Origin of the sequence: Amphritea atlantica (genome assembly GCF_018860855.1) — a bacterium.
GTDB classification, from domain to species: domain Bacteria; phylum Pseudomonadota; class Gammaproteobacteria; order Pseudomonadales; family Balneatricaceae; genus Amphritea; species Amphritea atlantica_A.
In genome coordinates this window covers 23,383-45,971 of sequence record NZ_JAHKQE010000025.1, presented here as the reverse complement: position 1 = coordinate 45,971, position 22,589 = coordinate 23,383, and the positions used below count along the sequence as shown (strand labels likewise).

22 protein-coding genes are annotated in these 22,589 nt (G+C 48.7%); 7 read left to right on the top strand and 15 right to left on the bottom strand.

Translation table 11 applies throughout. The features are described from left to right. The first annotated feature begins 82 nt into the window (after positions 1 to 82). Positions 83 to 997 (top strand): LysR family transcriptional regulator, encoded by a 915-nt coding sequence (locus KO512_RS11770; RefSeq protein ID WP_215952551.1) that lies wholly within the window; start codon positions 83 to 85, stop codon positions 995 to 997. Positions 998 to 1,080: 83 nt separating this feature from the next. Here the strand turns inward: KO512_RS11770 and gatB are convergent, their stop codons facing one another. The 3 genes from gatB to gatC form a co-directional block, all read right to left on the bottom strand. Continuing rightward, positions 1,081 to 2,538, bottom strand: coding sequence for an Asp-tRNA(Asn)/Glu-tRNA(Gln) amidotransferase subunit GatB (gene gatB, locus KO512_RS11765; RefSeq protein WP_215952550.1), 1,458 nt, complete (start codon positions 2,536 to 2,538; stop codon positions 1,081 to 1,083). Between the two features lie 84 nt (positions 2,539 to 2,622). Next, positions 2,623 to 4,071: an Asp-tRNA(Asn)/Glu-tRNA(Gln) amidotransferase subunit GatA gene (gene gatA, locus KO512_RS11760; protein ID WP_215952549.1), complete on the bottom strand. Its 1,449-nt coding sequence runs from the start codon at positions 4,069 to 4,071 to the stop codon at positions 2,623 to 2,625. 39 nt (positions 4,072 to 4,110) lie between these two features. Then, the gene (gene gatC, locus KO512_RS11755) at positions 4,111 to 4,398 is read right to left on the bottom strand and encodes an Asp-tRNA(Asn)/Glu-tRNA(Gln) amidotransferase subunit GatC (protein ID WP_215952548.1); all 288 of its coding nucleotides are present in this window, start codon (positions 4,396 to 4,398) and stop codon (positions 4,111 to 4,113) included. A gap of 156 nt (positions 4,399 to 4,554) precedes the next feature. On the opposite strand from gatC, the gene KO512_RS11750 reads away from it, so the two are divergent. The 6 genes from KO512_RS11750 (at position 4,555) to KO512_RS20495 (ending at position 13,561) form a co-directional block, all read left to right on the top strand. Next, on the top strand, positions 4,555 to 5,598 hold the full coding sequence (locus tag KO512_RS11750; protein WP_126158414.1) for a rod shape-determining protein: 1,044 nt from the start codon (positions 4,555 to 4,557) through the stop codon (positions 5,596 to 5,598). Positions 5,599 to 5,662: 64 nt separating this feature from the next. Further along, positions 5,663 to 6,577: a rod shape-determining protein MreC gene (mreC, locus tag KO512_RS11745; protein WP_354667744.1), complete on the top strand. Its 915-nt coding sequence runs from the start codon at positions 5,663 to 5,665 to the stop codon at positions 6,575 to 6,577. Beyond that, a complete protein-coding gene (gene mreD / locus KO512_RS11740; protein WP_215952546.1) occupies positions 6,570 to 7,055 on the top strand; it encodes a rod shape-determining protein MreD in 486 nt (161 codons plus the stop codon). The genes mreC and mreD overlap by 8 nt, the downstream gene beginning before the upstream one ends. Positions 7,056 to 7,115: 60 nt before the next feature. Beyond that, complete coding sequence (locus KO512_RS11735) at positions 7,116 to 7,739, top strand: Maf family protein (protein WP_215952545.1); 624 nt, start codon at positions 7,116 to 7,118, stop codon at positions 7,737 to 7,739. A 189-nt stretch (positions 7,740 to 7,928) separates the two neighbouring features. Continuing rightward, positions 7,929 to 9,407 carry a ribonuclease G gene (gene rng / locus KO512_RS11730; RefSeq protein ID WP_215952544.1) on the top strand — a complete coding sequence of 493 codons (1,479 nt, stop codon included), beginning with the start codon at positions 7,929 to 7,931 and terminating at the stop codon, positions 9,405 to 9,407. A gap of 2 nt (positions 9,408 to 9,409) precedes the next feature. Further along, entirely contained in the window at positions 9,410 to 13,561 is a 4,152-nt protein-coding gene (locus KO512_RS20495; RefSeq protein WP_215952543.1) for a YhdP family phospholipid transporter, read from the top strand. Between the two features lie 53 nt (positions 13,562 to 13,614). Here KO512_RS20495 and yjgA read toward each other — a convergent pair whose 3' ends face one another. The 12 genes from yjgA to KO512_RS11665 all read right to left on the bottom strand — a co-directional run bounded on the left by yjgA (position 13,615) and on the right by KO512_RS11665 (position 22,540). Beyond that, positions 13,615 to 14,145 carry a ribosome biogenesis factor YjgA gene (gene yjgA / locus KO512_RS11720; protein WP_215952542.1) on the bottom strand — a complete coding sequence of 177 codons (531 nt, stop codon included), beginning with the start codon at positions 14,143 to 14,145 and terminating at the stop codon, positions 13,615 to 13,617. A 23-nt stretch (positions 14,146 to 14,168) separates the two neighbouring features. Continuing rightward, positions 14,169 to 15,518 carry a magnesium transporter gene (mgtE, locus tag KO512_RS11715; RefSeq protein ID WP_215952541.1) on the bottom strand — a complete coding sequence of 450 codons (1,350 nt, stop codon included), beginning with the start codon at positions 15,516 to 15,518 and terminating at the stop codon, positions 14,169 to 14,171. 127 nt (positions 15,519 to 15,645) lie between these two features. Beyond that, positions 15,646 to 15,915, bottom strand: a complete 270-nt coding sequence (locus tag KO512_RS11710; RefSeq protein ID WP_215952540.1) for an HPr family phosphocarrier protein — start codon at positions 15,913 to 15,915, stop codon at positions 15,646 to 15,648. Between the two features lie 15 nt (positions 15,916 to 15,930). Then, positions 15,931 to 16,788 carry an RNase adapter RapZ gene (gene rapZ / locus KO512_RS11705; protein WP_215952539.1) on the bottom strand — a complete coding sequence of 286 codons (858 nt, stop codon included), beginning with the start codon at positions 16,786 to 16,788 and terminating at the stop codon, positions 15,931 to 15,933. Between the two features lie 4 nt (positions 16,789 to 16,792). Beyond that, positions 16,793 to 17,251 carry a PTS IIA-like nitrogen regulatory protein PtsN gene (ptsN, locus tag KO512_RS11700; protein WP_215952538.1) on the bottom strand — a complete coding sequence of 153 codons (459 nt, stop codon included), beginning with the start codon at positions 17,249 to 17,251 and terminating at the stop codon, positions 16,793 to 16,795. Between the two features lie 10 nt (positions 17,252 to 17,261). Next, the gene (gene hpf / locus KO512_RS11695; protein WP_215952537.1) at positions 17,262 to 17,552 is read right to left on the bottom strand and encodes a ribosome hibernation-promoting factor, HPF/YfiA family; all 291 of its coding nucleotides are present in this window, start codon (positions 17,550 to 17,552) and stop codon (positions 17,262 to 17,264) included. A gap of 60 nt (positions 17,553 to 17,612) precedes the next feature. Further along, positions 17,613 to 19,124, bottom strand: coding sequence for an RNA polymerase factor sigma-54 (locus tag KO512_RS11690; protein WP_215952536.1), 1,512 nt, complete (start codon positions 19,122 to 19,124; stop codon positions 17,613 to 17,615). A 21-nt stretch (positions 19,125 to 19,145) separates the two neighbouring features. Further along, positions 19,146 to 19,871 (bottom strand): LPS export ABC transporter ATP-binding protein, encoded by a 726-nt coding sequence (gene lptB / locus KO512_RS11685; protein ID WP_215952535.1) that lies wholly within the window; start codon positions 19,869 to 19,871, stop codon positions 19,146 to 19,148. Continuing rightward, positions 19,868 to 20,443, bottom strand: a complete 576-nt coding sequence (lptA, locus tag KO512_RS11680) for a lipopolysaccharide transport periplasmic protein LptA (RefSeq protein WP_215952534.1) — start codon at positions 20,441 to 20,443, stop codon at positions 19,868 to 19,870. Before lptA ends, lptB begins: the two co-directional genes overlap by 4 nt. Beyond that, positions 20,433 to 21,002, bottom strand: a complete 570-nt coding sequence (gene lptC, locus KO512_RS11675) for an LPS export ABC transporter periplasmic protein LptC (RefSeq protein ID WP_215952533.1) — start codon at positions 21,000 to 21,002, stop codon at positions 20,433 to 20,435. Before lptC ends, lptA begins: the two co-directional genes overlap by 11 nt. Then, positions 21,003 to 21,563 (bottom strand): KdsC family phosphatase, encoded by a 561-nt coding sequence (locus KO512_RS11670; protein WP_215952532.1) that lies wholly within the window; start codon positions 21,561 to 21,563, stop codon positions 21,003 to 21,005. It abuts the gene before it with no gap. Next, entirely contained in the window at positions 21,563 to 22,540 is a 978-nt protein-coding gene (locus tag KO512_RS11665) for a KpsF/GutQ family sugar-phosphate isomerase (RefSeq protein ID WP_215952531.1), read from the bottom strand. The genes KO512_RS11670 and KO512_RS11665 overlap by 1 nt, the downstream gene beginning before the upstream one ends. Between the last annotated feature and the right edge of the window lie 49 nt (positions 22,541 to 22,589).

Genomic DNA, 22,589 nt, shown 5'->3' with positions numbered 1-22,589 from the left:
TGAAGTGAATCGATGTTGCAGATGATAGGCCGCTATATTAGGGTGATAAATATCCTTAATCTGAAATAATTGTTTGGTATATATGAACAATGTCTCGTGGCGCGGTATTCGTGCCTTTATCTATGTGGCAGAGTCGGGCGGTTTTACGGCGGCGGCTGAGGTTTCTGGTTTTTCTAAGGCACATCTGAGCCAGTTAGTCTCAGAGCTGGAAGCGGTATTGAGTGTGCAGCTGTTGTATCGCACAACTCGGCAGTTGCGATTGACTGAGATCGGTCAGGGCTACTATGAACGCTGTAAATTAGCGATGCAGCAGTTGGATGCGGCGGCGGAATGGGCTAGCCAATCGACAGACGAGCTGAAAGGTGTGATTCGCATGAATGCGGTGGGCGGTTTGATCGGCGAAGAGCTGTTAGCGCCATTGGTGATAGATTTTCAACGACAGCATCCGGGGATCTGTGTGGATCTGGATTTTTCCAGTGTACAGGTTGATCTGATCGCTAATCATTATGATCTGGTGATGCGTATGGGTGAGTTACCGAACTCAAGCTTGATTGCTCGCAAACTGCACCGGGTGACGACGCGTTATGTGGCCAGTCCCGATTTTTTGCAGGGTAATCACCTTATTGAAAATCCAGAAGACCTGAAAGCATTGTCATTAATTTGTGGCAGTGTGGATCATTGGACATTGAGTCGGGGAGATGAGCGCAGGACCGTGCATGTTGAGCAGGGGATTAAGGTGAGTAGCGGTCGAGTGATGCGGCAAGCTGCACTGGCTGGGTTAGGCGTTACGCGGCTTGCCGATGTGTATGTGCAAGCGGATCTCCAGCGGGGTCGATTAGTCGAGGTGTTGCCAGAGTGGTCGGAAAATACACAGCTAACACTGTTATGTCCGCCGTTGCGACATCAGTTGAAGCGGGTGAGAGCGTTGAGCGAGTGGCTCAAGGGGCGATTCGAGGATCGTTATCAACAAGCTTTGCAGCGAGGCGTTGATCACTAACGGGGAGTGAAGCGGCTTTAAAGGTAAAAAACCGATCGATACGATAATATCGACCGGTTTAGATGCGTCACGGCGAAGTCGTGTTAGCCGTTGGCTAATGCATCCAGTTTCTGTTTTAGCAGGCCTTGCACTTGACCAGGGTTCGCTTTGCCCTGAGACGCTTGCATCACTTTACCCATAAAGAAGCCGATCATCTTGCCGCGTTTATCGGGCTCAGCATTCACATACTGATCAACCTGTGGCTGATTAGCGGCGATGACATCATCGACCATCGATTCGATCGCACCACTATCGGTTACCTGTTTCAGGCCTTTGGATTCGATCACCTCATCCGCAGAGCCTTCACCTGCCCACATCGCTTCGAACACCTGTTTGGCTATTTTGCCGGTAATGGTGTTGTCTTTAATGCGTAATAGCAGACCGCCGAGCTGTTCAGCAGAGACCGGTGAATCTTTAATGTCGGTATCATTCTGATTAAGAAGCTTGGACAGTTCGCCCATCACCCAGTTAGCGGCTAGTTTGGCATCGTCTGCGGTGTTAGCGACGGTTTCAAAGTAGTGGCTTAGATCACGATAGGCGGACAGCACCATTGCGTCATATTCACTCAGTTTATATTGCTCAATAAACCGGGCTTTACGGGCATCGGGTAGTTCAGGCAGTGTTGCACGTACCTGATTAACATAATCATCATCGATGACGATCGGCAGCAGGTCGGGGCAGGGGAAGTAACGGTAATCGTTGGCTTCTTCCTTGCTTCGCATTGGGCGAGTTTCATCTTTGTTGGCATCATACAGGCGGGTTTCCTGAGTGATATGGCCACCGTCTTCGAGAATATCGATCTGGCGGATAATCTCGCCTTTGATCGCTTTTTCGATAAAGCGGAAAGAGTTGATGTTCTTGCTTTCGGTACGGTTACCGAACTCTTCTTCACCCTTATAACGTACCGATACGTTGCAGTCACAACGGAAAGAACCTTCTGCCATGTTGCCGTCACAGATGCCGAGATTGGTTACGATGGCATGAATTTTCTTCACGTAGGCAACCGCTTCTTCGGCACTGCGCATATCCGGTTCGGAGACGATCTCCAGCAGTGGCGTACCTGCTCGGTTAAGATCGATACCGGTCATGTTAGGGAACTCTTCATGCAGAGACTTACCCGCATCCTCTTCTAGGTGGGCACGGGTCACACCGACACGTTTAATGGTGCCGTCGTCGAGGGTGATATCCACATAGCCGGTGCCAACGATCGGGTGGAACAGTTGGCTGGTTTGATAACCTTTCGGTAGATCGGGATAAAAGTAGTTTTTACGGTCGAACACCGAGGTGTAACCGATCTCTGCGTCGATAGCTAAGCCAAATAATACCGCCATCCGCAGTGCTTCACCGTTAAATACCGGTAAGGTGCCTGGCAACGCTAAATCAACGGCGCAGGCTTGGGTATTCGGCTCGGCACCAAAGGCGGTGCTGGCACCCGAAAATATTTTGGACTTAGTCGCCAGTTGGGCGTGAATCTCAAGCCCGATGACTGCTTCCCATTCCATTATGTAAACCTCTTCTTGCAGCAAACTTACGTTACTGAGTGTAATGGTGCTGCGTTAAATTCTGTTGCGCATTAGGTCAGCAGCTTATTGACCAGGCGTTTGTTTGTGCCAGTCGGTGGCTTGCTGGAACTGATGCGCGGCATTCAGTAATCGTTCTTCAGCAAAGTAGTTGCCGATCAGTTGCAAGCCGACAGGTAAGCCGTTCGCAAAACCACAGGGGACCGAAATACCCGGCATACCGGCCAAGTTGAGTGATATGGTGAAGATATCCTCCATATACATGGAGATAGGATCTGAGTTTTTTTCACCCAGTTTAAACGCTGGATGCGGAGTGGTAGGCCCCATAATAACGTCGACTTCAGACAGCGCATTAACGTAATCCTGCTGAATTAAGCGGCGGATCTGTAATGCTTTCTTGTAGTAGGCATCATAGAAACCTTCTGACAGCGCATAGGTGCCGACCATGATGCGACGCTTAACTTCTTCGCCAAAGCCTTCGCCGCGGCTACGCTTGTACATATCTTCGAGATCGACGGGGTCTTCGCAGCGGTAACCGTAACGCACGCCATCAAAACGTGACAGGTTAGAGGAGGCTTCAGCCGGAGCAATAATATAGTACGCCGGAATCGCCAGATGAGTATTGGGCAAGCTGACTTCTTTGACCGTCGCGCCGAGGGCTTCAAATTCACGGATCGCGTTTTGTACCTGAGCGGTGATCTGCGGATCGATCTCGCCGGAGAAAAACTCTTTAGGCAGACCGATCTTCAAACCCTTCAGGGAATCGTTCAATTTAAGAGTGTAATCCGGTACCGGCTGATCCAAGCTGGTGGAGTCTTTTGGATCGAAACCGGCCATAACATTCAGCATCATGGCGGTATCTTCGGCAGTACGGGCCATCGGGCCGCCCTGATCGAGAGATGAGGCGTAGGCGATCATGCCGTAGCGGGATACGCGGCCATAAGTCGGTTTTAGTCCGGTAATGCCGCACAGTGCTGCTGGCTGACGAATCGAGCCGCCGGTGTCTGAGCCGGTCGCGGCTGGGGTTAGGCCACCGGCAATCGCTGCCGCTGAGCCGCCGGATGATCCGCCGGGAACGCAATCGGTGTTCCAAGGGTTACGGGCAGGGCCGTAGAAGCTGGATTCATTGGAGGAGCCCATCGCGAACTCATCCATGTTGGTTTTACCTAAGCTAACCGCGCCTGCTTGATTGAAATGCTCAACCACGGTGGCGTTGTAAGGCGAGATAAAATTATCCAGCATCTTTGAGCCGCAACTGGTGCGAACGCCTTGGGTGCAGAAAATATCTTTATGGGCAATGGGCAGCCCAGTAAAGACATCGACATTGCCGGCCGCGCGACGTTGGTCGGCGGCTTCCGCTTGCGCCAATGCTTGCTCAGGCGTGACGGTAATAAAACTGTTTAGTGTGCCATCTTCGGCACTGATCCGGTCAAGGTAGTTTTGGGTCAGTTCTACACTACTGAATTCACCCGTTGCTAACCCCTGCGCCAGTTCGGCGAGTGTTTTGTCTAACATAACGTTTTTAAATCCTTCAAGCGGATGTCTGGTCCGGCATTACTCGATTACTTTAGGTACCTGAAACAGGCCTGCTTCAACGGCGGGAGCGACGGTTTGAAGCAGATCGCGTTGATTACCTTCGGTTACCTCATCCAGACGTAAACGCTGAATCGCATCCATTGGATGTGCCATAGGCGTAATATCTTGGGTATCGACGGCTTGCATCTGGTCGACTAGGTCAAGAATATTGCTGAGATTTTCGGCATATTCTTGAATATCTTGCTCGGCGATATTTAATCTTGCCAGATGAGCGATCTTTTCGACGTCTGTGCGGTCTAACGACATTATTGGATTCTCATTGCTGTGTAATTTGGTCTAATAACTAAATAAAGCGCTACGTTAACACATTTGCAGCTTGCCCAAAATCCCCGCCATTGCTACAGTGGGCCTGTTTTTTTGATCAAGTGAATGTGCAGTCGCACAATCTAAGGCGGACAACCGATGTTTAAGAAGATTCGAGGGCTTTTTTCCAGTGACCTTTCTATTGATTTGGGCACTGCCAACACCCTTATTTATGTTCGCGATAAAGACATTGTACTGAATGAGCCATCCGTTGTTGCTATTCGTCAAAGCAGCAATGGAGCGCAGAAAACCGTGGCGGCAGTCGGTACAGATGCTAAACGGATGTTGGGCCGTACTCCGGGTAATATTACCGCTATCCGGCCAATGAAAGATGGTGTTATCGCAGATTTCCATGTTACTGAAAAAATGTTGCAGCACTTTATTAGTAAAGTGCATGGCAATAGTTTTTTGACGCCCAGCCCACGCGTGCTGGTGTGCGTTCCCTGTCAGTCTACTCAGGTTGAGCGCCGAGCTATAAAAGAATCGGCCATGGGCGCGGGTGCCCGTGAAGTGTATCTTATTGAAGAACCGATGGCCGCCGCGATTGGTGCGGGCCTGCCGGTTGATGAAGCCAATGGTTCGATGGTTGTGGATATCGGTGGTGGTACTACCGAGATTGCGATTATCTCTTTGAACGGTATTGTCTACGCTGAATCTGTACGGGTGGGTGGTGATCGTTTCGATGAGGGTATTGTTACCTATATTCGACGTAACTACGGTAGCCTGATCGGTGATGCCACCGCTGAGCGGATTAAGCAGGAGATAGGTACGGCCTACCCAACCGCTGAAACGCTTGAGATCGATGTGCGTGGTCGTAACCTGGCTGAAGGTATTCCTCGTAGTTTTACGCTGAATAGCAACGAGATCATGGAAGCGTTACAGGAGCCTTTGTCTGCCATTGTGCAGTCCGTGAAAAGTGCTCTGGAACAGTGTCCACCTGAATTGGCCTCCGATATTGCTGAACGCGGTATTGTGCTGACCGGTGGCGGTGCATTGCTACGCAACCTTGATAAGCTGATCAGTGAAGAGACCGGTTTGCCGGTAATCGTTGCTGATGATCCGTTGACATGTGTTGCCCGTGGTGGCGGTCGTGCTTTGGAGTTGCTGGACAAGCATGCATTTGAACTGCTTACCTTTGAATAAGTTTGACTGATTTCAATGCTTGATTTACCCAATGTAACGGAACAGTTCCAACGGGGGGTGTTCCATCGCTAGTATCTTTATTAGCGGGTCCTTACGGACCCGCTTTGTCGTTCTTGTTGTGTTATCGCTGCTGCTGATTGTATTAGACCTGAAATGGTCCAGTATGAATCAGACCCGCTCCTACCTTTCCTTGCTCATTACGCCGTTACAGTGGCTAGTGGATACGCCCGCTCAGGTTGCTGATGAACTCAGTGATGTGCTGGTGGATCGTAGTCAACTGACCGATGAAAACCGTCGTTTACGTCAAGAAGCGTTGCTGTTGAAGCAGCGGGTGCTGCAGGTCTCGGCTTTGACCGCAGAAAATGTGCGTTTGAGAGAGTTGCTGAATGGTCGGCAACGGCTTGAGCAGGATGTCTTTTTGACCGAATTGATCGGGGTGAATCCCGATCCTTTTCAGCACCAGATTATTCTCAATCGAGGGTCGGAAGATCACGCCTATGTTGGTCAGGCGGTATTGGATTCCGGCGGTATTATGGGGCAGGTCGTCGAAGTGAGTCACTATACCAGTCGGGCGATGTTGATTACCGATTCACGCCATGCGATTCCTGTTGAGGTGAACCGTAACGGTTTTCGTTCTATCGCATTAGGAAACGGTTCGGTGAATCAGCTTGAACTGGTGCATATACCTGATACCGCTGATATTCGTGAAGGCGACTTACTGGTGTCGTCCGGCTTGGGTGGACGTTTCCCTCGAGGGTACCCGGTGGCGAAAGTGGTGAGTGTACAGCGGGACCCTGGTGAGCCTTTTGCTTTAGTAAAGGCAGAGCCTTCCGCCATGCTAAATAAAAGTCGACATATTTTGTTAGTCGATATGCCTCCGCAAGCCGATGTGTTGCCGGTTATTCCTGAGCCAGTCCATGGTGAGAAGATCAAACCGAAGCCAGAAGAGCTTGAGTCACCGGAGAGTGTGGGTGAATAATCAGGGTGGTGGCGGTTCCATTATTTTAGGAACATTTCTACTGGGGTATGTCCTTAGTCAGATGCCTTTGCCGCAGTTTGCGGAATGGTTCCGGCCCGAGTGGGTCGCCATGATTCTCATTTATTGGGTGATGGCATTACCAGAGCGGGTCGGCTTAGGTACGGCCGCCGTGGTCGGGCTAGGGCTTGATCTGATTAAAGGCAGTCCGATGGGGTTAAATGTTTTATCACTGTTGATCATTGCCTATTTGACGTTGCTGCTATACAAGCGTTTGCGAATGTTCCCGCTGATTCAGCAGGCGATCATGGTGATGATTCTGGTGGGTATTAATCAGTTGATTTTCAATTGGGTTCACAGCTTGATGGGCACCCGAAGTGATAGTCTGATTTTTCTTTTGCCGGCCGTCATGAGTGCTATTTTATGGCCTTGGCTGTTTATTGTTCTAAGAGGTTTGCGTAGAGCCTTCAGAGTGTCCTGATACTTGTATTGTGGAGGCCGATAGCTTACCTAAGCCGCACTATAATACCGGGTACCCAAGATGTCCGAGATAAAAAATAACGGTCCTAAGCTGATTCTGGCTTCGGCCTCCCCCCGTCGACGAGAGCTGCTTCAGCAGATTGGCGTCGCTTGTCATGTCAAACCCGTTCATATTTCTGAAATACCTCAATCAAACGAATCACCTGCAGCATTCGTTGAACGAATGGCGCGAGAAAAAGCCTGTGCTGGTTTGGCAGTTGCCGATGAGGCTGCAGTGGTGCTTGGGGCTGATACCGTTGTGGTCTGTGATGGACAGATTTTAGGCAAGCCTACCGATCGCAATGATGCGTTAAAGATGCTGTTGCAGCTTTCTGGCACAGAACATCAGGTGATGACGGCGGTTGCTGTCACAAATGGGGAACGAATTCTCTGTCAGGTAGTCACTACAAAGGTACGCTTTCAAACCTTGACGGCTGCGCAGTGTGAGCAGTATTGGCAAACGGGCGAGCCTCGTGATAAAGCCGGAGCCTACGGTATCCAAGGGTTAGGGGCGGTGTTTGTGACGGAGATTAAAGGCAGTTATTCTGCTGTTGTAGGGTTGCCGTTGATGGAAACGGCATCGTTATTGGCGGCATTTGATATTCCGGTATGGCAAGTCGAGTGTTTGGCTGGAAAAATTGATTAAGCGTTTATAGTGTTATCAGTAATAGTTACCTAAGTGATTGATTAATTTTGTTAATTATCGTTTTTAGTGTTTATATTATAGTTGCATAGATTGTACGGTACTTATTGCGATAAAAGGCTCTCTGTTATTTAAAGAGCAGCACCAGAGAATACTGATGGAGCCTTATTTATGGTCTCCTAGGGATGGATTATGAGTGAAGAGATTCTGATTAACTTTACCCCGATTGAGACCCGTGTTGCGGTTATCGAGAATGGTATGCCGCAGGAAATTTACGTCGAAAGAGCTGAGCGACGTGGCATTGTTGGCAATATTTATAAAGGCAAAGTTGTTCGTGTTTTGCCCGGTATGCAGGCTGCATTTGTGGATATCGGCCTCGAGCGGGCTGCATTTATTCATGTTGATGAGTTACAGCATCCAGATGAGGATGCTGGTGTTGGAAAAGCCAACCTGACGATCAATCGCCTATTGCGTGAAGGCCAGTCATTGACGGTTCAAGTGACAAAGGATCCCCTTGGCACCAAAGGGGCGCGTCTGACCACCAATCTTTCCATCCCCTCACGTTATCTAGTGTACATGCCAGGTAATGAGCATATTGGTATCTCTCAACGGATTGATGACAATGATGAGCGGGAACGACTACGTACCGCTGTCGAAGAAGTGGTCGCGGGGATGGAGGATCAAAACACAAAGATGGGAGGCTTTATCCTGCGAACCGTCTCTGAAGGTGTATCCGAACCCGAGTTGAAGCAGGATATTCTGTTTCTTTGTCGTCTATGGGAGTCTATCGCCCGAAAAATTGAAGAGTTTAGCGCCCCTTCCTGTATCTACGAAGACCTACCGTTAAATATGCGGGCGCTACGGGATATGGCCCATGCTGGGATTGAGCGTATTCGGGTTGACTCAAAGGAAACTTTTCAGCGCTCACAACAGTTTGCTGAAGCATTAGTACCTGAAATTAGTAGTATTCTTGAATATTATCCAGGTGAACGCCCGATTTTTGACCTCTATAATATTGAAGAGGAGATTCAGAAAGCGCTGGGCCGAAAGGTTGAACTAAAATCCGGTGGTTATCTGATTTTTGATCAAACCGAAGCGATGACTACGGTGGATATCAATACTGGTGCTTATGTCGGTCATCGAAATCTAGAAGAGACTATCTTTAAAACCAACCTTGAAGCCGCGACCGCGATTGGTCGTCAGCTGCGGTTACGAAACTTAGGTGGCATCATCATTATCGATTTTATCGATATGTTGGATGAAGACCATCAACGTCAAGTGTTGCGTACTTTAGAACGGGTGCTTGAGAAAGACCATGTTAAGTGCAAATTGACGGGGGTTTCTGAGCTGGGCCTAGTTGAGATGACCCGCAAGCGCACCCGCGAAAGTTTAGAGCATATTCTCTGTGAACCTTGTGAGCATTGTCAGGGCAGGGGGTCAGTAAAAACCCCTGAAACTGTCTGTTATGAGATTTTTCGGGAGATCCTGCGACAACATCGCGCCTATGATACCGATTCCTATCTGGTGTTGGCATCCGATCGAGTCGTGGCAATGTTGCTAGATGAAGCATCCGACCATGTGGCTGAACTGGAAGCCTTCATCGCAAAAACAATTCGCTTTCAGGTTGAGCCAATGTACGGTCCTGAACAGTATGATGTGGTGTTAAGATAATAGTGTCATCCATTGTTTGGCTATTAAAGGCGCTGAATCGCTGGTTAGGTTGGGTTGTTGTTATCTCAATACTGGTGATAGCGTTACTTACCGTGGTGGTGCGCTTGCTGCTGCCCGCGGTGTGGGATTATCGAACGGATATTGAACAATATCTGAGCGAACGTTTACGTACCGAAGTAACGATTCGAGATATTAATGCCAGTTGGGAGGGTAAGTTTCCCCAGTTACTGCTGCAGGGTGTCGTTATTGCGGATCATCGTTCGCAGAATATTGGTCGGATAGAACTTGAACAGTTGGTGTTGGGTCTTAATCCGGTCAGTAGTCTGCTGAAATGGCAGCCGGTGTTAAGTAAAGTGGAGCTCTGGTCACTACATACGCAGGCCGATCTAGTAAGCTGGCCGCTTAAGACCACAGTTGATAGTGCAGAGAAAACGGATGATTCCGCTTCTGCGACCGATCCGCTGGCCAGTTTATGGTTGCAGCCGCATATCTTCTTCTACGATACACAGATCGATCTAACGCTACCGTCCGGTAAGCAGATGCTGTTAAAGAGTGATCGATTTAATCTTGAAAATAGCCCTCAGCAACATCACTTTGCCGGCGAGTTATTGGTGACGTATGAGCAGCGAGAAGCTGCGGCAACCCTGCGAATTGAGTCTGATAGCCATCTGTTTAACCCCAAAACCACGAATTTCGATTTTTATCTTAAGCTCGCAGGTGTTGATACTCCGTTAGTAGAGGCTGCCCGCGAGTTATTTGCCGTGCCTATTTCACTTGAGCAGTTGGAATTGAATACGGAAATCTGGGGTAATTGGTCTGAAGGACGATTGACCCGAGTATTCGGCGGCATTGATGGTGGAAAGTTACAACTAACAACGCAGCTGCCAAGGTTGCCTGAGTTGTCTATTCAGAACTTGGCCACGGGGTTTGCGTTGCTACAACCGGAGCCACGTCAATTTCAGTTACAGATCAATGATTTTTCGGCACTGATTAATGAACAGTCACTGGCTTTTCCTCAGCTAGTAATTAATCGCCAGCAAGATTGGATTGATTCGATTGCTCTCACTGAATTTAATATCACTAAGATCGCTGATTTTGTCGATAAACAACCGTTTGTACCCGAGGGTATCCGTCATGTGCTTGCTCGGGTTGCACCGAGCGGTATGGTTCATAATCTTGTGTTGCAGTGGCCTGTGCCAGCAGGGACTGAAGAACAACGCGACGATGTCGCGGTACAAGCCAAAAAAACATCGTCACCGGTGTCAGCATTACCGTCACAAGGCCTAGATGCTACTGGTTTAGTGGATGATAAATTAGCCAGTGAAACCGCGCTAAGTGTGGCTGATTCCTCAGTAGTCAGTTCAGCCTTGGCTAGCTCAACAGAGCAGCCTTTGGGACCGTTCAATAGCGCTGCCGAGGATGCAGCCGTTAGTTTGAAGCGGTCGAGTGATCAGACTCAGGATTGGAGCCAGTTAACCTTAACAGGTGATTTAGATGGCGTGGCTTTTAAAGCCGCCTATGGCGCACCGGCGATGTCGGGTATATCGGGGTTAGTTCAGCTGGAATATGGCGTAGAAGGGCTGCTGGGGCGCATTGATCTAGAGAGTGACCAGTTAGGTCTACATTTTCCTGAAGTGTTTGATCAGGGGTGGGTTTTTGATGAAGCTCAGGGCACTACTCATTTTAGTTTGGCGCAGAATATACTGCATCTCAGTAGCGAGTATGTTGAGTTACACAAAGCCGGTATTAATGCCAGTGGGCGATGGAGCCTGTACCTGCCGCTAGACCGTGAGATACAGAGTGAGCTGGCATTATTAATCGGGGTGCAAGACTCTGATGGGTGCTTGGCACCTGAATTGATACCAGATCATTTTATCGATTCTAGTATTAAGGCTTGGGTATCTCAATCGATCAAGCAGGGAGTTCTGAATCAGGGGGGCTTTATGCTCCACACGGGTACCCGTAGCATTCCTTCTCGACAGTCGCCCACTGTGCAGATGTTTATGGATATCTCTAATGCCGAGGTGGATTATCAACCCGGTTGGCCAGCAGTAAAAGCGGCGGATGCCTCGTTGCTGTTGCGTGATCAGGGGTTAGCGATCAGCGTCAGCCGTGGAAAAATGTATGACAGCACGATAGAACATGGTTGGGTTTATCTACCACCTCATTCTCAAAACCTGCATATCATTTCTAGCATCAACGGGGATAGTGCGGATATCGCTTCGACCCTACTGAATAGTCCGGTACTTGAAGGGGGTAATACTGAGCTCAAAAATTGGGCGCTTAACGGGGCTGCGCAAACCCGTTTAAATTTGATGATCCCGCTGGGCGGAGGGGATCCTAATGTTGATGTCAGCTCTGCATTTACGAACCTGCAACTCGCGTCAAAGGCACGTAAGTTGGATCTCAGTAAGCTGTCTGGCAAGGTAAGTTATCGTCATGATAAAGGCTTATATGCTGAGTCACTCACTGGAGTGTTATTTGGTCAGCCTTTAAAGGCTGATATTATCTCCAGCGGTCAGGGGTCATCTGAGAAAATTACCGCTCACTTAAAATCCGCGATCAGTATGTCCCAGTTAAAAGACTGGACGGGGATTGAGATGTTAGCGCTGGCTAAGGGGGTGCAAACTTACGAAGCCGACCTGGATCTCTGTTTAAGGGCCGACTGTTCAGGCTTAACGGTGAAATCGGATCTGCAGCAGACCGCCTTAGATCTTATCCCACCATATAGTAAACCTGCAGGTCAGGTGATGCCTTTGTTGCTGCATACCGATTTTGCATCACCACAAACATTGAATATCCGACTCGGCGACCACTTGAGTGCTTGGTTGCAGCTTGATAATGATCAGTTAAGTCGAGGTCACCTTATGCTGGGGGGCGGTGACGCGCGGCCGACTGATTTTTCTGGTCTGCAAGTGAATGGTCAGCTTCAAGAGTTAAATTATGAGTCGTTGATCGGCATGTTAGAACGAACGGGTATTATGGCTGATTCATCGACACAAAAAGTGTCAGGGTCCAGCAATAGCTCGGCGGTTATTCCGGTACAGGCTGATATTAAAGTTACAACACTAGGCTATGATTATCTGCGGATGAACAATGGCCGAATTCTACTCGAGCGCCGCAATGATGGCTGGGATATTGGGGTATCCGGTGCCGATCTTAATCTACAGGTGAATCTTCCAGATAGTGCTGCGATAGCGCCGCAACTGTTATTTGCAACGCTTAATCTTGATGGCCTGATACCGGCTAGAGATGAAGATCAGTCGCTGAAGGACACTAAGCAAGTAGCCACGTCTGAGAAAGCGCTAGGCACTTTGCAACCGGGGAATGTGCCTGATTTGGATATCGATATTCGAGACCTGATTGTGAAAGAAAAACATTGGGGGCAGTGGCGTTTTAATATACGTAACCACGAACAGAATATGCATATTGAAGGGATTAGCGCTCAACTGCCTGACCTTAATGCCAGTGGTGAGATTGTTTGGCGCCCCGGGGTGCTGAGTCAGAGTGAGTTACAGCTTAAGGTGGATGCGAAGGACTTAGGTCGCACACTGGAAAACGTGGGCTATGAGAAAGTGCTGCAAACGAAAAAGGCGACCGCTAATATCCAACTGCAATGGCTCGGCGCGCCATGGGAGTATGATCTGGCTCGTGCAGACGGCACGCTAACCTTCGATGCCCGTGATGGACGACTCATTGAAGCTGGGAGTGGTACGGGTTTATTAAGGGTCTTTGGTATTTTTAATATGAATACGTTGGGACGACGACTTAAATTGGACTTTACCGACCTGTTTGCTAAAGGGATAAGTTTTGATCGTATGAAGGGGGATTATCGGATAGTGAAGGGTGTTGCAAGCACAAACAGCCCCTTTGTTATGCGTGGGCCCTCGCTAGATATGGCGGCAAGTGGCGATATTGATCTGGTCAATGAAACCGTTAAGCAGCAGATGGCGGTTACTTTGCCGGTAACGGATAATATTCCGTTGGCTGCCGTGTTATTAGGTGCACCGCAGATTGCTGGTTTAGCCTTTTTGCTGGATAAACTGGTAGGGGATAAGGTTAAAAAGCAGTTTGCCACGGTCACCTACAGCATGGACGGCGATTGGAGCGATCCGAAAGTTGAGTTGCTGCAGCAGCCTGAAACAGAAAAGTAAAAGAGGCTGACCTTAAATGATCTACCTCTTTATTCATTATGGGTGGCTAAGCTTTACACATCAGCCCGTTCACGTAGGTACTTAAAGAGCTTTTTCGAGGCTCCTGGTGGTTTACCTTGGCTCGCTTCTTTTTTAGCGTTGCGTAATAACTGCCGCAAATGCTGAATATCAGCTTCAGGGTCTTCGGTCAGGTAAGCTTGCAGGTCTGTATTGTCACCTACAATTAGTCGCTCTCTCCAGCGCTCAAGCTTGTGGAATATCTGTAGGTGAGCCTGTTTGCCTGCTTCGAACTGATCAACTGCTGCTTGTATCTCTTCAGCATCTTCTCCGCGCATTAGCCGGCCGATATATTGTAGCTGACGTCGGGTCGCCTCTGAACGTGGCTGAAGTCGTTGTGCTTCTTCTATCGCCACCCGCAATGTATCACCCATGGGGACTTTAGCGAGCTGCTCTTTATTTAGCTCAGGTAGTTTAGCGCCTAATTCTTGTAGGTGCTCCATCTCCCGTTTACGCTGGGATTTTGACACCCACTCTTCATCGAATTCGTGTTCGTCGTCGGGGCGAAAATCGTCATTTTGACTCATAAAGCTCTCTTGTGTAGGCCGTTCTAGCTATAAAAAAAGGTAGCTAGACCGAGGAATGCAAAAAATCCGACTACATCGGTAATCGTGGTTAATAACACACTGCCAGCCAGTGCCGGATCAATACCCCAAGTTTTCAGGAGGATCGGCAATAGTGTGCCAGCCAGTGCGGCGGCAAATAGATTAATCATAATAGCACAAGCGATAATGATACCGATGGTTAGATCTTGGAACCAGAGGACAGCAATGATCGCTACCACAGCCGCCCAGAGTAGGCCGTTAAGTAACCCCACTATCATTTCACGGTTAAGTAGCCAGCGAGCGTTAGAGCGTTCCACATGACCTAGTGCTTGACCGCGAATCATCAGTGTTAGGACCTGACTACCAGCAATGCCGCCCATACTGGCGACGATCGGCATTAATACTGCTAAGGCCACCACTTTACCGATGGTTTCTTCAAACAGGCCGATGACTGCTGAAGCCATAAAGGCGGTGATCAAGTTAATGCCTAACCATACCGCACGGCGGCGGGTGGTTTTCATGATTGGGGCGAAGGTATCCTCATCTTCGTCCATACCCGCCATGCTCATCAGAGAGTGGTCGGCATCTTCACGAATAACATCGACGACGTCATCGATGGTGATACGTCCGAGTAGTTGATTATTTTCATCAACCACCGGTGCTGATACCAAGTCTTCCTGCTCAAACAGTTTGGCTACTAGGGTGTCTTCCATATCTGCTTGGATAGGGGGTTTGTCAGTGACCATCATCTCCCGCACCGTGCTTGATGGATCACTTACCAGCATGCGAGTCAGTGGCAGGCTGCCGATATAGGTATCTTTACGGCTAACGACAAACAGGCAGTCGGTCATATCCGGTAGTTCCGCGTGACGTCGCAGGTAACGTAGTGCCGCTTCGATGGTAATATCGGGCCGTATGGTGATGGTATCGGTGTTCATTAAGCCGCCGGCGGTATCTTCCTGATAGGAAAGTACTTTTTCCAGCCGTTCGCGGTTTTGATGATCCATCGAACGCAACAGCTCGTGCATGACCGTTTCCGGTAGCTGCTGCATCATATCGGCGAGGTCGTCGGGCTCGAGCGATTCAGAGATGGCGAGCACCTCTGAGGTGTTCATCTTGCTGAGGATCTCGGCTTTTACATCATCGCCGAGTTCCTGCAAAACATCCGCTTCGATGTCTTTATGGATCATGCTCCAAAGCAAGCGCCGTTCTTTCGGTGGCGACTTTTCGATCAGGTGGGCGACTTCGGAAGGGCGTAATGTCTTGTTTAGGGTGTAACGTATCTGTCTGAACGCACCTTCTTCAAGGGCTGTGTTCAGCTTATCCAGTTCACTTTCGTTTACATTGGCGTTCATGGCCGGACCCCGGTCAGACAGATAGAGACAGATTGCCTTGCAGCTAGTCAGTGATCACCGATCACTGCAGCATCAATCGTTGTGGGCATTATAGCGTATTGTTTTTAAACGAATAGGGGGAGAGAGGTTATTCTTCTTCATCAAACCGGTTGTTGATAAGCGTAATAATGGCGTCCATCGCTTGTTGTTCGTCTTCACCGTTGGTGGAGATGCTCAGTTCGGTGCCTTTGCTGGCCGCTAACATCATCACGGACATAATGCTTTTGCCATCCACTTGACGTCCGTCTTTAGTGAGTTGTATATCGGCAGAGAATGAACTGGTGACATTAATGAGTTTAGCCGCCGCACGGGCGTGTAACCCCAGCTTATTGATAATGGTTATCTTTTTTTCCAGCATGGCTTAATACCTTTATCAGTTCAGTTCGCGATGGCGTATCTGGACATTATCCATAGTTGTTCGGAAATGACCAGCGAGACATTCACTGATAAAGACGGAGCGGTGTTGGCCGCCGGTGCAACCGATACCGACACTGATATAACTACGGTTATTCTTTTCAAACAGTGGCAACCATTTTTCTAAGAACGTGGTGATATCCGTGAGCATTTCTTGCACTTCGGTCTGTTGCTCAAGGAATTCTATGACCGGCTTGTCTTGGCCGCTATAACCTCGCAGGTGAGGCAGCCAGTATGGATTGGGCAGGCAGCGTACATCGAAGGTGAAATCCGCATCCAGAGGGATGCCGTGTTTATAACCGAACGACTCGAACTGCAACGACAGTTCTTGCTCTTGTCGTTGGGCGATGCGGAGTTTGATGCTGTCTCTAAGTTCATAGAGTGACAGACGGGTGGTATCAATACGGATGTTGGCTAAATCAGATACCGGCTCGAGTAGCTTCTTTTCATAGCTGATCGCTTGTTGTAGGCCCTGGGTATCATTGGATAGTGGGTGCTTACGTCGAGTTGCGCTATAGCGTTTTAGCAGGGTTGTTTCTGAACTATCTAGGTAGAGTATTTCGCAGTCTAGCGATTCTATTTTTCGTAGCCGTGTAAAAATGTCGGGAAACTGCTTCAAGTTGCTGTGTTGATTACGGGCGTCGATGCTGACGGCAAGCTGATTCGGATGGTCTGGGTCTGACAAAATCTGATTCACCAGATCGGGTAGCAGCGGAGCAGGAAGGTTGTCGATGCAGTAAAAGTTAACATCTTCCAGGGCTTGCAGGGCGGTTGATTTACCGGATCCTGAGCGGCCACTGATGATCACCAGTTTCATCTGGTTAAGCCTGCCTAGGTCCGGTAGCCACCACGAAAAGTTCTTCAGCTGACTTCGCATCGCGAAGTTGTTGGCGGAACGAGGCTTGACTAAATAATTCAGCTAGATGACCCAGTGTTTGTAGGTGCTCGTCACAGGCTTCTGAGGGCACAACGAGTACGAACAACAGGTCGACGGGTTTACTATCAATCGCATCGAAGTCGATCGGTTCGTTTAACTGAATCAGCAAGGCAGTCGCCTGCTTGCACTCATCTAAGCGACAATGGGGAATGGCCACACCTTCACCGATACCTGTACTGCCCAGTCTTTCTCGGCCGAGTAGGCCTGTAAAGATGGTTTCAGCTTCAAGCTCAGGGTGCAGATTGGAAATCTGCTGGCTGGCAATCTCGAGGATACGTTTTTTACTACCCCCCTCTAGAGCACAGAGTACTCCAGAGGGCGCTAATAATTCTGAAATTAGCATCGTATAATAGTTACTTGTGAGTTTTCATCTTTTCTTTATGTTTAATGATCTGACGGTCAAGCTTGTCGATCAGTCCATCAATAGCGGCGTACATATCGTCTTGTTCATCGGAAGCAAAGAGCGTGGCGCCGGCTACATGAAGTTCACCATCCGCTTTCTGACGGGTTTTTTCGACGCTTAAGGTTACCTGTGCATTGGTGATGTTGTCGAAATGCCGCTCCAGCTTCTCAAATTTATTCTGAACATATTCATTCAGGGAATCAGTCAATTCAACGTGGTGACCGGTAATATTGATCTGCATGGTAATCTCCTAGTGTTATTGTACCGGGTTGACGCCCGGTTCCCATGATATAAAAAGTCATTAAACTAAACGTTTTCGTTCATTAGAAGGTGGAATGCTAAGGGATTCTCTGTATTTTGCAATGGTTCTTCTTGCAACATTGATACCTTGCTCTTCAAGAAGCAAGGCAATTTTATTATCACTCAGCGGTTTTACTGGGTTTTCAGCGATGACCAGCTTCTTAATTAACGCTCGAATGGCGGTTGACGAGCAGGTTCCACCATTCACTGTGGTTACATGGCTGGAGAAAAAATACTTCAGCTCAAAAATACCCCGAGGGGTGTGCATGTATTTTTGTGTGGTCACACGGGAGATAGTCGACTCATGCATCTCTACCGCTTCGGCGATATCGTGTAGCACCATCGGTCGCATCGCTTCATCACCGTTTTCGAGAAAGGCTTCTTGACGCCGGACAATCTCACGGGTGACCTTCATTAGGGTGTCATTACGACTGAGCAGGCTTTTGATAAACCACCGGGCTTCTTGCAGATGGTTTTTCAGATAGGTGTTATCGGGGCTGGTATCAGCTCGTCTGATCAGGTCGGCATAACCATCGTTAATTCGCAGTTTGGGCGCGACTTCAGGGTTTAGGCTAACCTGCCAGACACCTTTCTCTTTATAGACCAGTACATCAGGGATAACGTATTCTGATTGTGAACTGGTGATCATCGAGCCGGGCTTGGGGTTGAGTGTGCGAATCAAGTTGATTGCTTGCAGCAGTTGAGGTTCCCGTATCCGAGCTTTACGCATCAGCTGCTTATAATCATGATTGCCTAATAAGTGAATATATTGAGTGACAACTTTAATCGCTTCTGGACGATATTCGGTATCTTCCGGCAGTTGCTGTAGCTGAATGGCAAGGCACTCACTTAAATTTCGGGCGGCAACACCCGGTGGGTCAAACTGTTGAATGCGGCGTAATACGGCCTCGATTTCATCCAGTTCAATATTATTGAGCTGCTCATCATCTTGCTGATGAAAATATTCAAGAATTGAATCGAGTTCGACGTTGAGATAGCCGTCAACATTAATGCCATCGATAAGACTGGTGGCGATGAGTTCATCAACGCGGCTCATCGGTGTTAGGTTTAGCTGCCAGCTAAGATGGTCCTGTAATGTTTCATCCGCAGTGTCGTTCGACTCCATCTCCATGTCAGAGAAATCGTGGGACGAAGATGATGAGCTGGAAACAGTCTGATAGGTGTCTTCCCAATTGCTATCAGTGGACAGCTCACTAGGGATGTCCTCATTCCAATCGCTATCGGCCGCTTGAATCTCTTCTGATTCAGCCGTTTGGGCGGATGCGGAAACGGATTCATGATTGCTCACTTGTGCCTCAGAGCTCGCCTGATCCGCAGCATTGTCTGAGGCGCTATCCTCTTCAGTTACCTCCAGCATCGGATTCGATTCCAGAGCTTCCTGAATCTCCTGTTGCAGATCAAGCGTCGATAATTGCAGCAAGCGAATCGCCTGCTGTAATTGTGGGGTCATGGTCAGATGCTGACCCATTTTTAGTTGTAACGCTTGTTTCATAGAAAGTCGCTTATATACCTGTTACAGCTTGAATTGCTCACCAAGATAGGCTTCCCTGACCTGCTGGTTGGCAAGAATATCCTCTGGCGATCCTTCTGCAAGAATATAACCTTCACTAACAATGTAAGCCTGTTCGCAGATATCCAGTGTTTCGCGAACATTATGGTCGGTAATTAAAACGCCGATACCCTTACTTTGCAGGTGTTTTACTGTTTGCTTTATATCACTAACTGAAATTGGGTCAACACCGGCAAATGGCTCATCGAGCAGAATAAATGTGGGCTCGGTTGCCAATGCTCTAGCAATTTCAACGCGACGTCGTTCACCACCGGAGAGGCTCATTCCCAAGCTTTTAGTCAAATGAGAGATATGAAACTCTTCGAGTAGTTCGTCCAGTTTCTGTTGTCGTTCATGGCGGCTCAGCTCTTTACGGGTTTCCAGAATGGCCATCAGGTTATCATGGACGCTGAGTTTACGGAAAATTGATGCTTCCTGCGGTAAATAGCCGATACCATTGCGGGCACGGATATGCATCGGTTGTTTCGTTAGATCCAACTGATCAATTTTGATTTGACCCTTATCGGCGTCTACCAGCCCGACGATCATATAAAAACAAGTTGTTTTACCCGCACCATTAGGCCCTAGTAAACCGACAATCTGACCGCTATCGACGCTAATGGAGACATCGCATACAACGTCGCGCCTTTTATAGCTCTTTGCTAAATGGAGTGCTTCTAGTCGACTCATTGGTTGTTGAGTTCTCCAGTCGCTGTATTAGACGTTGTTGAATCCACGGGTACCTCGGTGGTTTTTATGGGGGCTGGTTTTGGCTGAATAACAATTTGTACTCGCTCGCCGTCAGCACTTTCATCCCTGAATGCATTTACCGTGCTTTTATTCATATTGTAAACAATTCGGTTACCGCTAAATACATCGGCACCCTGTGATACTTTTGCTTGGCCAATAATCTCTAGTTCTTTGGTACGAACATTGTAATTGAGTACCTTGCCGTATGCGTGGGTGATCTCTTCATCAGCGGCGGGGCGCTGTTGAAATTCAGCTGGACGTCCTTTGGCGATAATTTTAGTGATGCTGTTGTTTGCCTGTCTTAGCTCAATACTGTCGCCGCTAACTTTCATGCTGCCCTGTGTTAATAAAACATCACCGGTATAAAGTGTGATGCCTGTCTGATCATTGCGAGTCGCACTATCCGCGCTGATATGGATCGCTTTGTTGGCGTCACTCGGTAGGGCCATAGCCACTGGTTGCCAGCTAAGTAGCAACACGCATAAGGCTTTGCTTATACGGTTAATTAACATTGTATACTCCGTTAACGTCTGACAGGAGGTTAAGAATGCCACTGTCGGTGTCTATTGTCATGCCTACGCTGCTGGTTGTGCCTGAGGGGCTTGAGATCGTCACTGGTTTATCGGTTTTGGCGATATTTTCTTGTGGTAATAGGACTAATGACTCGGTCCGTAGTGTATTGGCTTCAGCGGGATCAGGGCTGTCCTGAAATAATACTCCCCCCTCTAATACAACTTTGTCATCGTTGTCGCTAATGATCCCGCGCAAGCTACTGACTTTACGGGTCGGTTGTTGCGCGTTGTATATCAGCATCTCAGGGTTGGTGACTAATATTTGTTGCAGGGCTGGCTGATGTTCCAATTGGGTTGAGCTTAATTGCTGCTGTAATGCGCCGTTAGGCGCGAAATCCCGGATTCGGCCATTCACAATATAATAGTCTGACTGCTGGTAAGCGGGATTGGGTGCTTGTTTTAGACGCACCGGATGGCGTTCAGAATCCATTCCGAGATATACCACAGCAGGGATTAGAATAGCCGCAGCAGCGACTAGGCGGGCGCGTCCGGTTAGCATTTAGAGGTACTCGTTGAGCAGAGCTTGAAGTGATCCCTGGCCGGCCAGAATAGTTTCACAAAACTCTCTGCCTGCGCCATTGCCTGCTGTCCGTTGGCTACACCAATCAGCATGAGCAGCGACCAACTGATGGCCTCCATTAACGGTGGCGCCAAAGCAAACAGCGCGGATTGCTGCGAGATCGGGTAGATCATCACCGATGTAGGCCGTTTGTTGTGCGTTAAAACCGGTATCTTGCCAGAGTTCTTGCAGAGCGGTGAGTTTATCTTCTCGGCCCTGATAGAGGTAATCGATACCTAGCGCTTCAGCTCGGCGCTCAACTTGAGGAGAACGGCGGCCGGTAATAATCGCAGTTTTGATGCCACCTTGGGCCAGTAACTTAATGCCAAGTCCGTCTAGAGTGTTGAAGTTTTTGACTTCACTGCCGTCGGCGAGAAAATTTAATTTGCCATCCGTCAGGACACCGTCAACATCAAACACGGCCAGTTTAACGTTTTGGAGTTTAGCGATTAGCGATTCATTGAGCTCGTTGCGGAGCTTTCTAGCAAAGTGAGCAGGCATTAGATGACACCTGCTTTTAGCATATCGTGCATATTCAATGCGCCAACGGGGCGTTGCGCGGCATCTAGAACGATCAAGGCGTTAATCTGTTTGTCTTGCATAATCTGTAAGGCTTCAGCTGCCAGTATGTCACTGGTGATCGTCGTACAATCGGTGGTCATAACATCGATGATAGGCGTACTTTTCATGTCAACGTCATGGTCGAGGGTGCGTCGTAGGTCACCATCGGTAAACACGCCTTGCAGGACGCCGTCACTATTCACTACTGTGGTCATTCCCAGATGTTTATGGGTGACTTCCATGAGTGCGTCTTTGAGCATGGTTGAATCGCTGACTTTAGGGATGTCATCGCCGCTATGCATAATATCGGACACTTTTAACAGTAGGCGTCGGCCTAAGCTGCCTCCTGGATGAGAAAATGCAAAATCTTCAGCGCTGAAGCCTCTCGCTTCCAGCAACGCAATCGCTAGAGCATCGCCGATAACCAGTGATGCCGTTGTGCTAGAGGTGGGTGCGAGCCCTAGAGGACACGCTTCTTGACGTATAGTGACATTCAGATTGGCATCGGCACTGCGAGATAAAGTTGATTCTGGGTTGCCGGTTATGCTGATCAGTGGTGCTTTCATCCGCTTGATCAGTGGCAGTATCGAAAGTACTTCGTTGGTTTCACCTGAATTGGATAGTGCGATAACAACATCGGCGCGGGTGATCATACCTAGGTCACCATGGCTGGCTTCGCCCGGATGAACAAAAAAGGACGGTGTGCCGGTGGATGCCAGTGTTGCGGCAATTTTATTACCGATATGACCGCTTTTGCCCATGCCCGTGACAATAACCCGGCCTTTGCATGCCAGCGCTAGTTGGCAAGCCTTGCCAAAGTCGTCATTTAGATAGCCCAACAGGTCGTTGACGGCATCCCGTTCTAGTTCGATGGTGCGCTTAGCGGAGGCTAAAAAATCCAATTCATTATTAATCATACTTTTATTCACAGCTCTGTTTGCAGTCGTGAAGGCTGCAATCCGATAT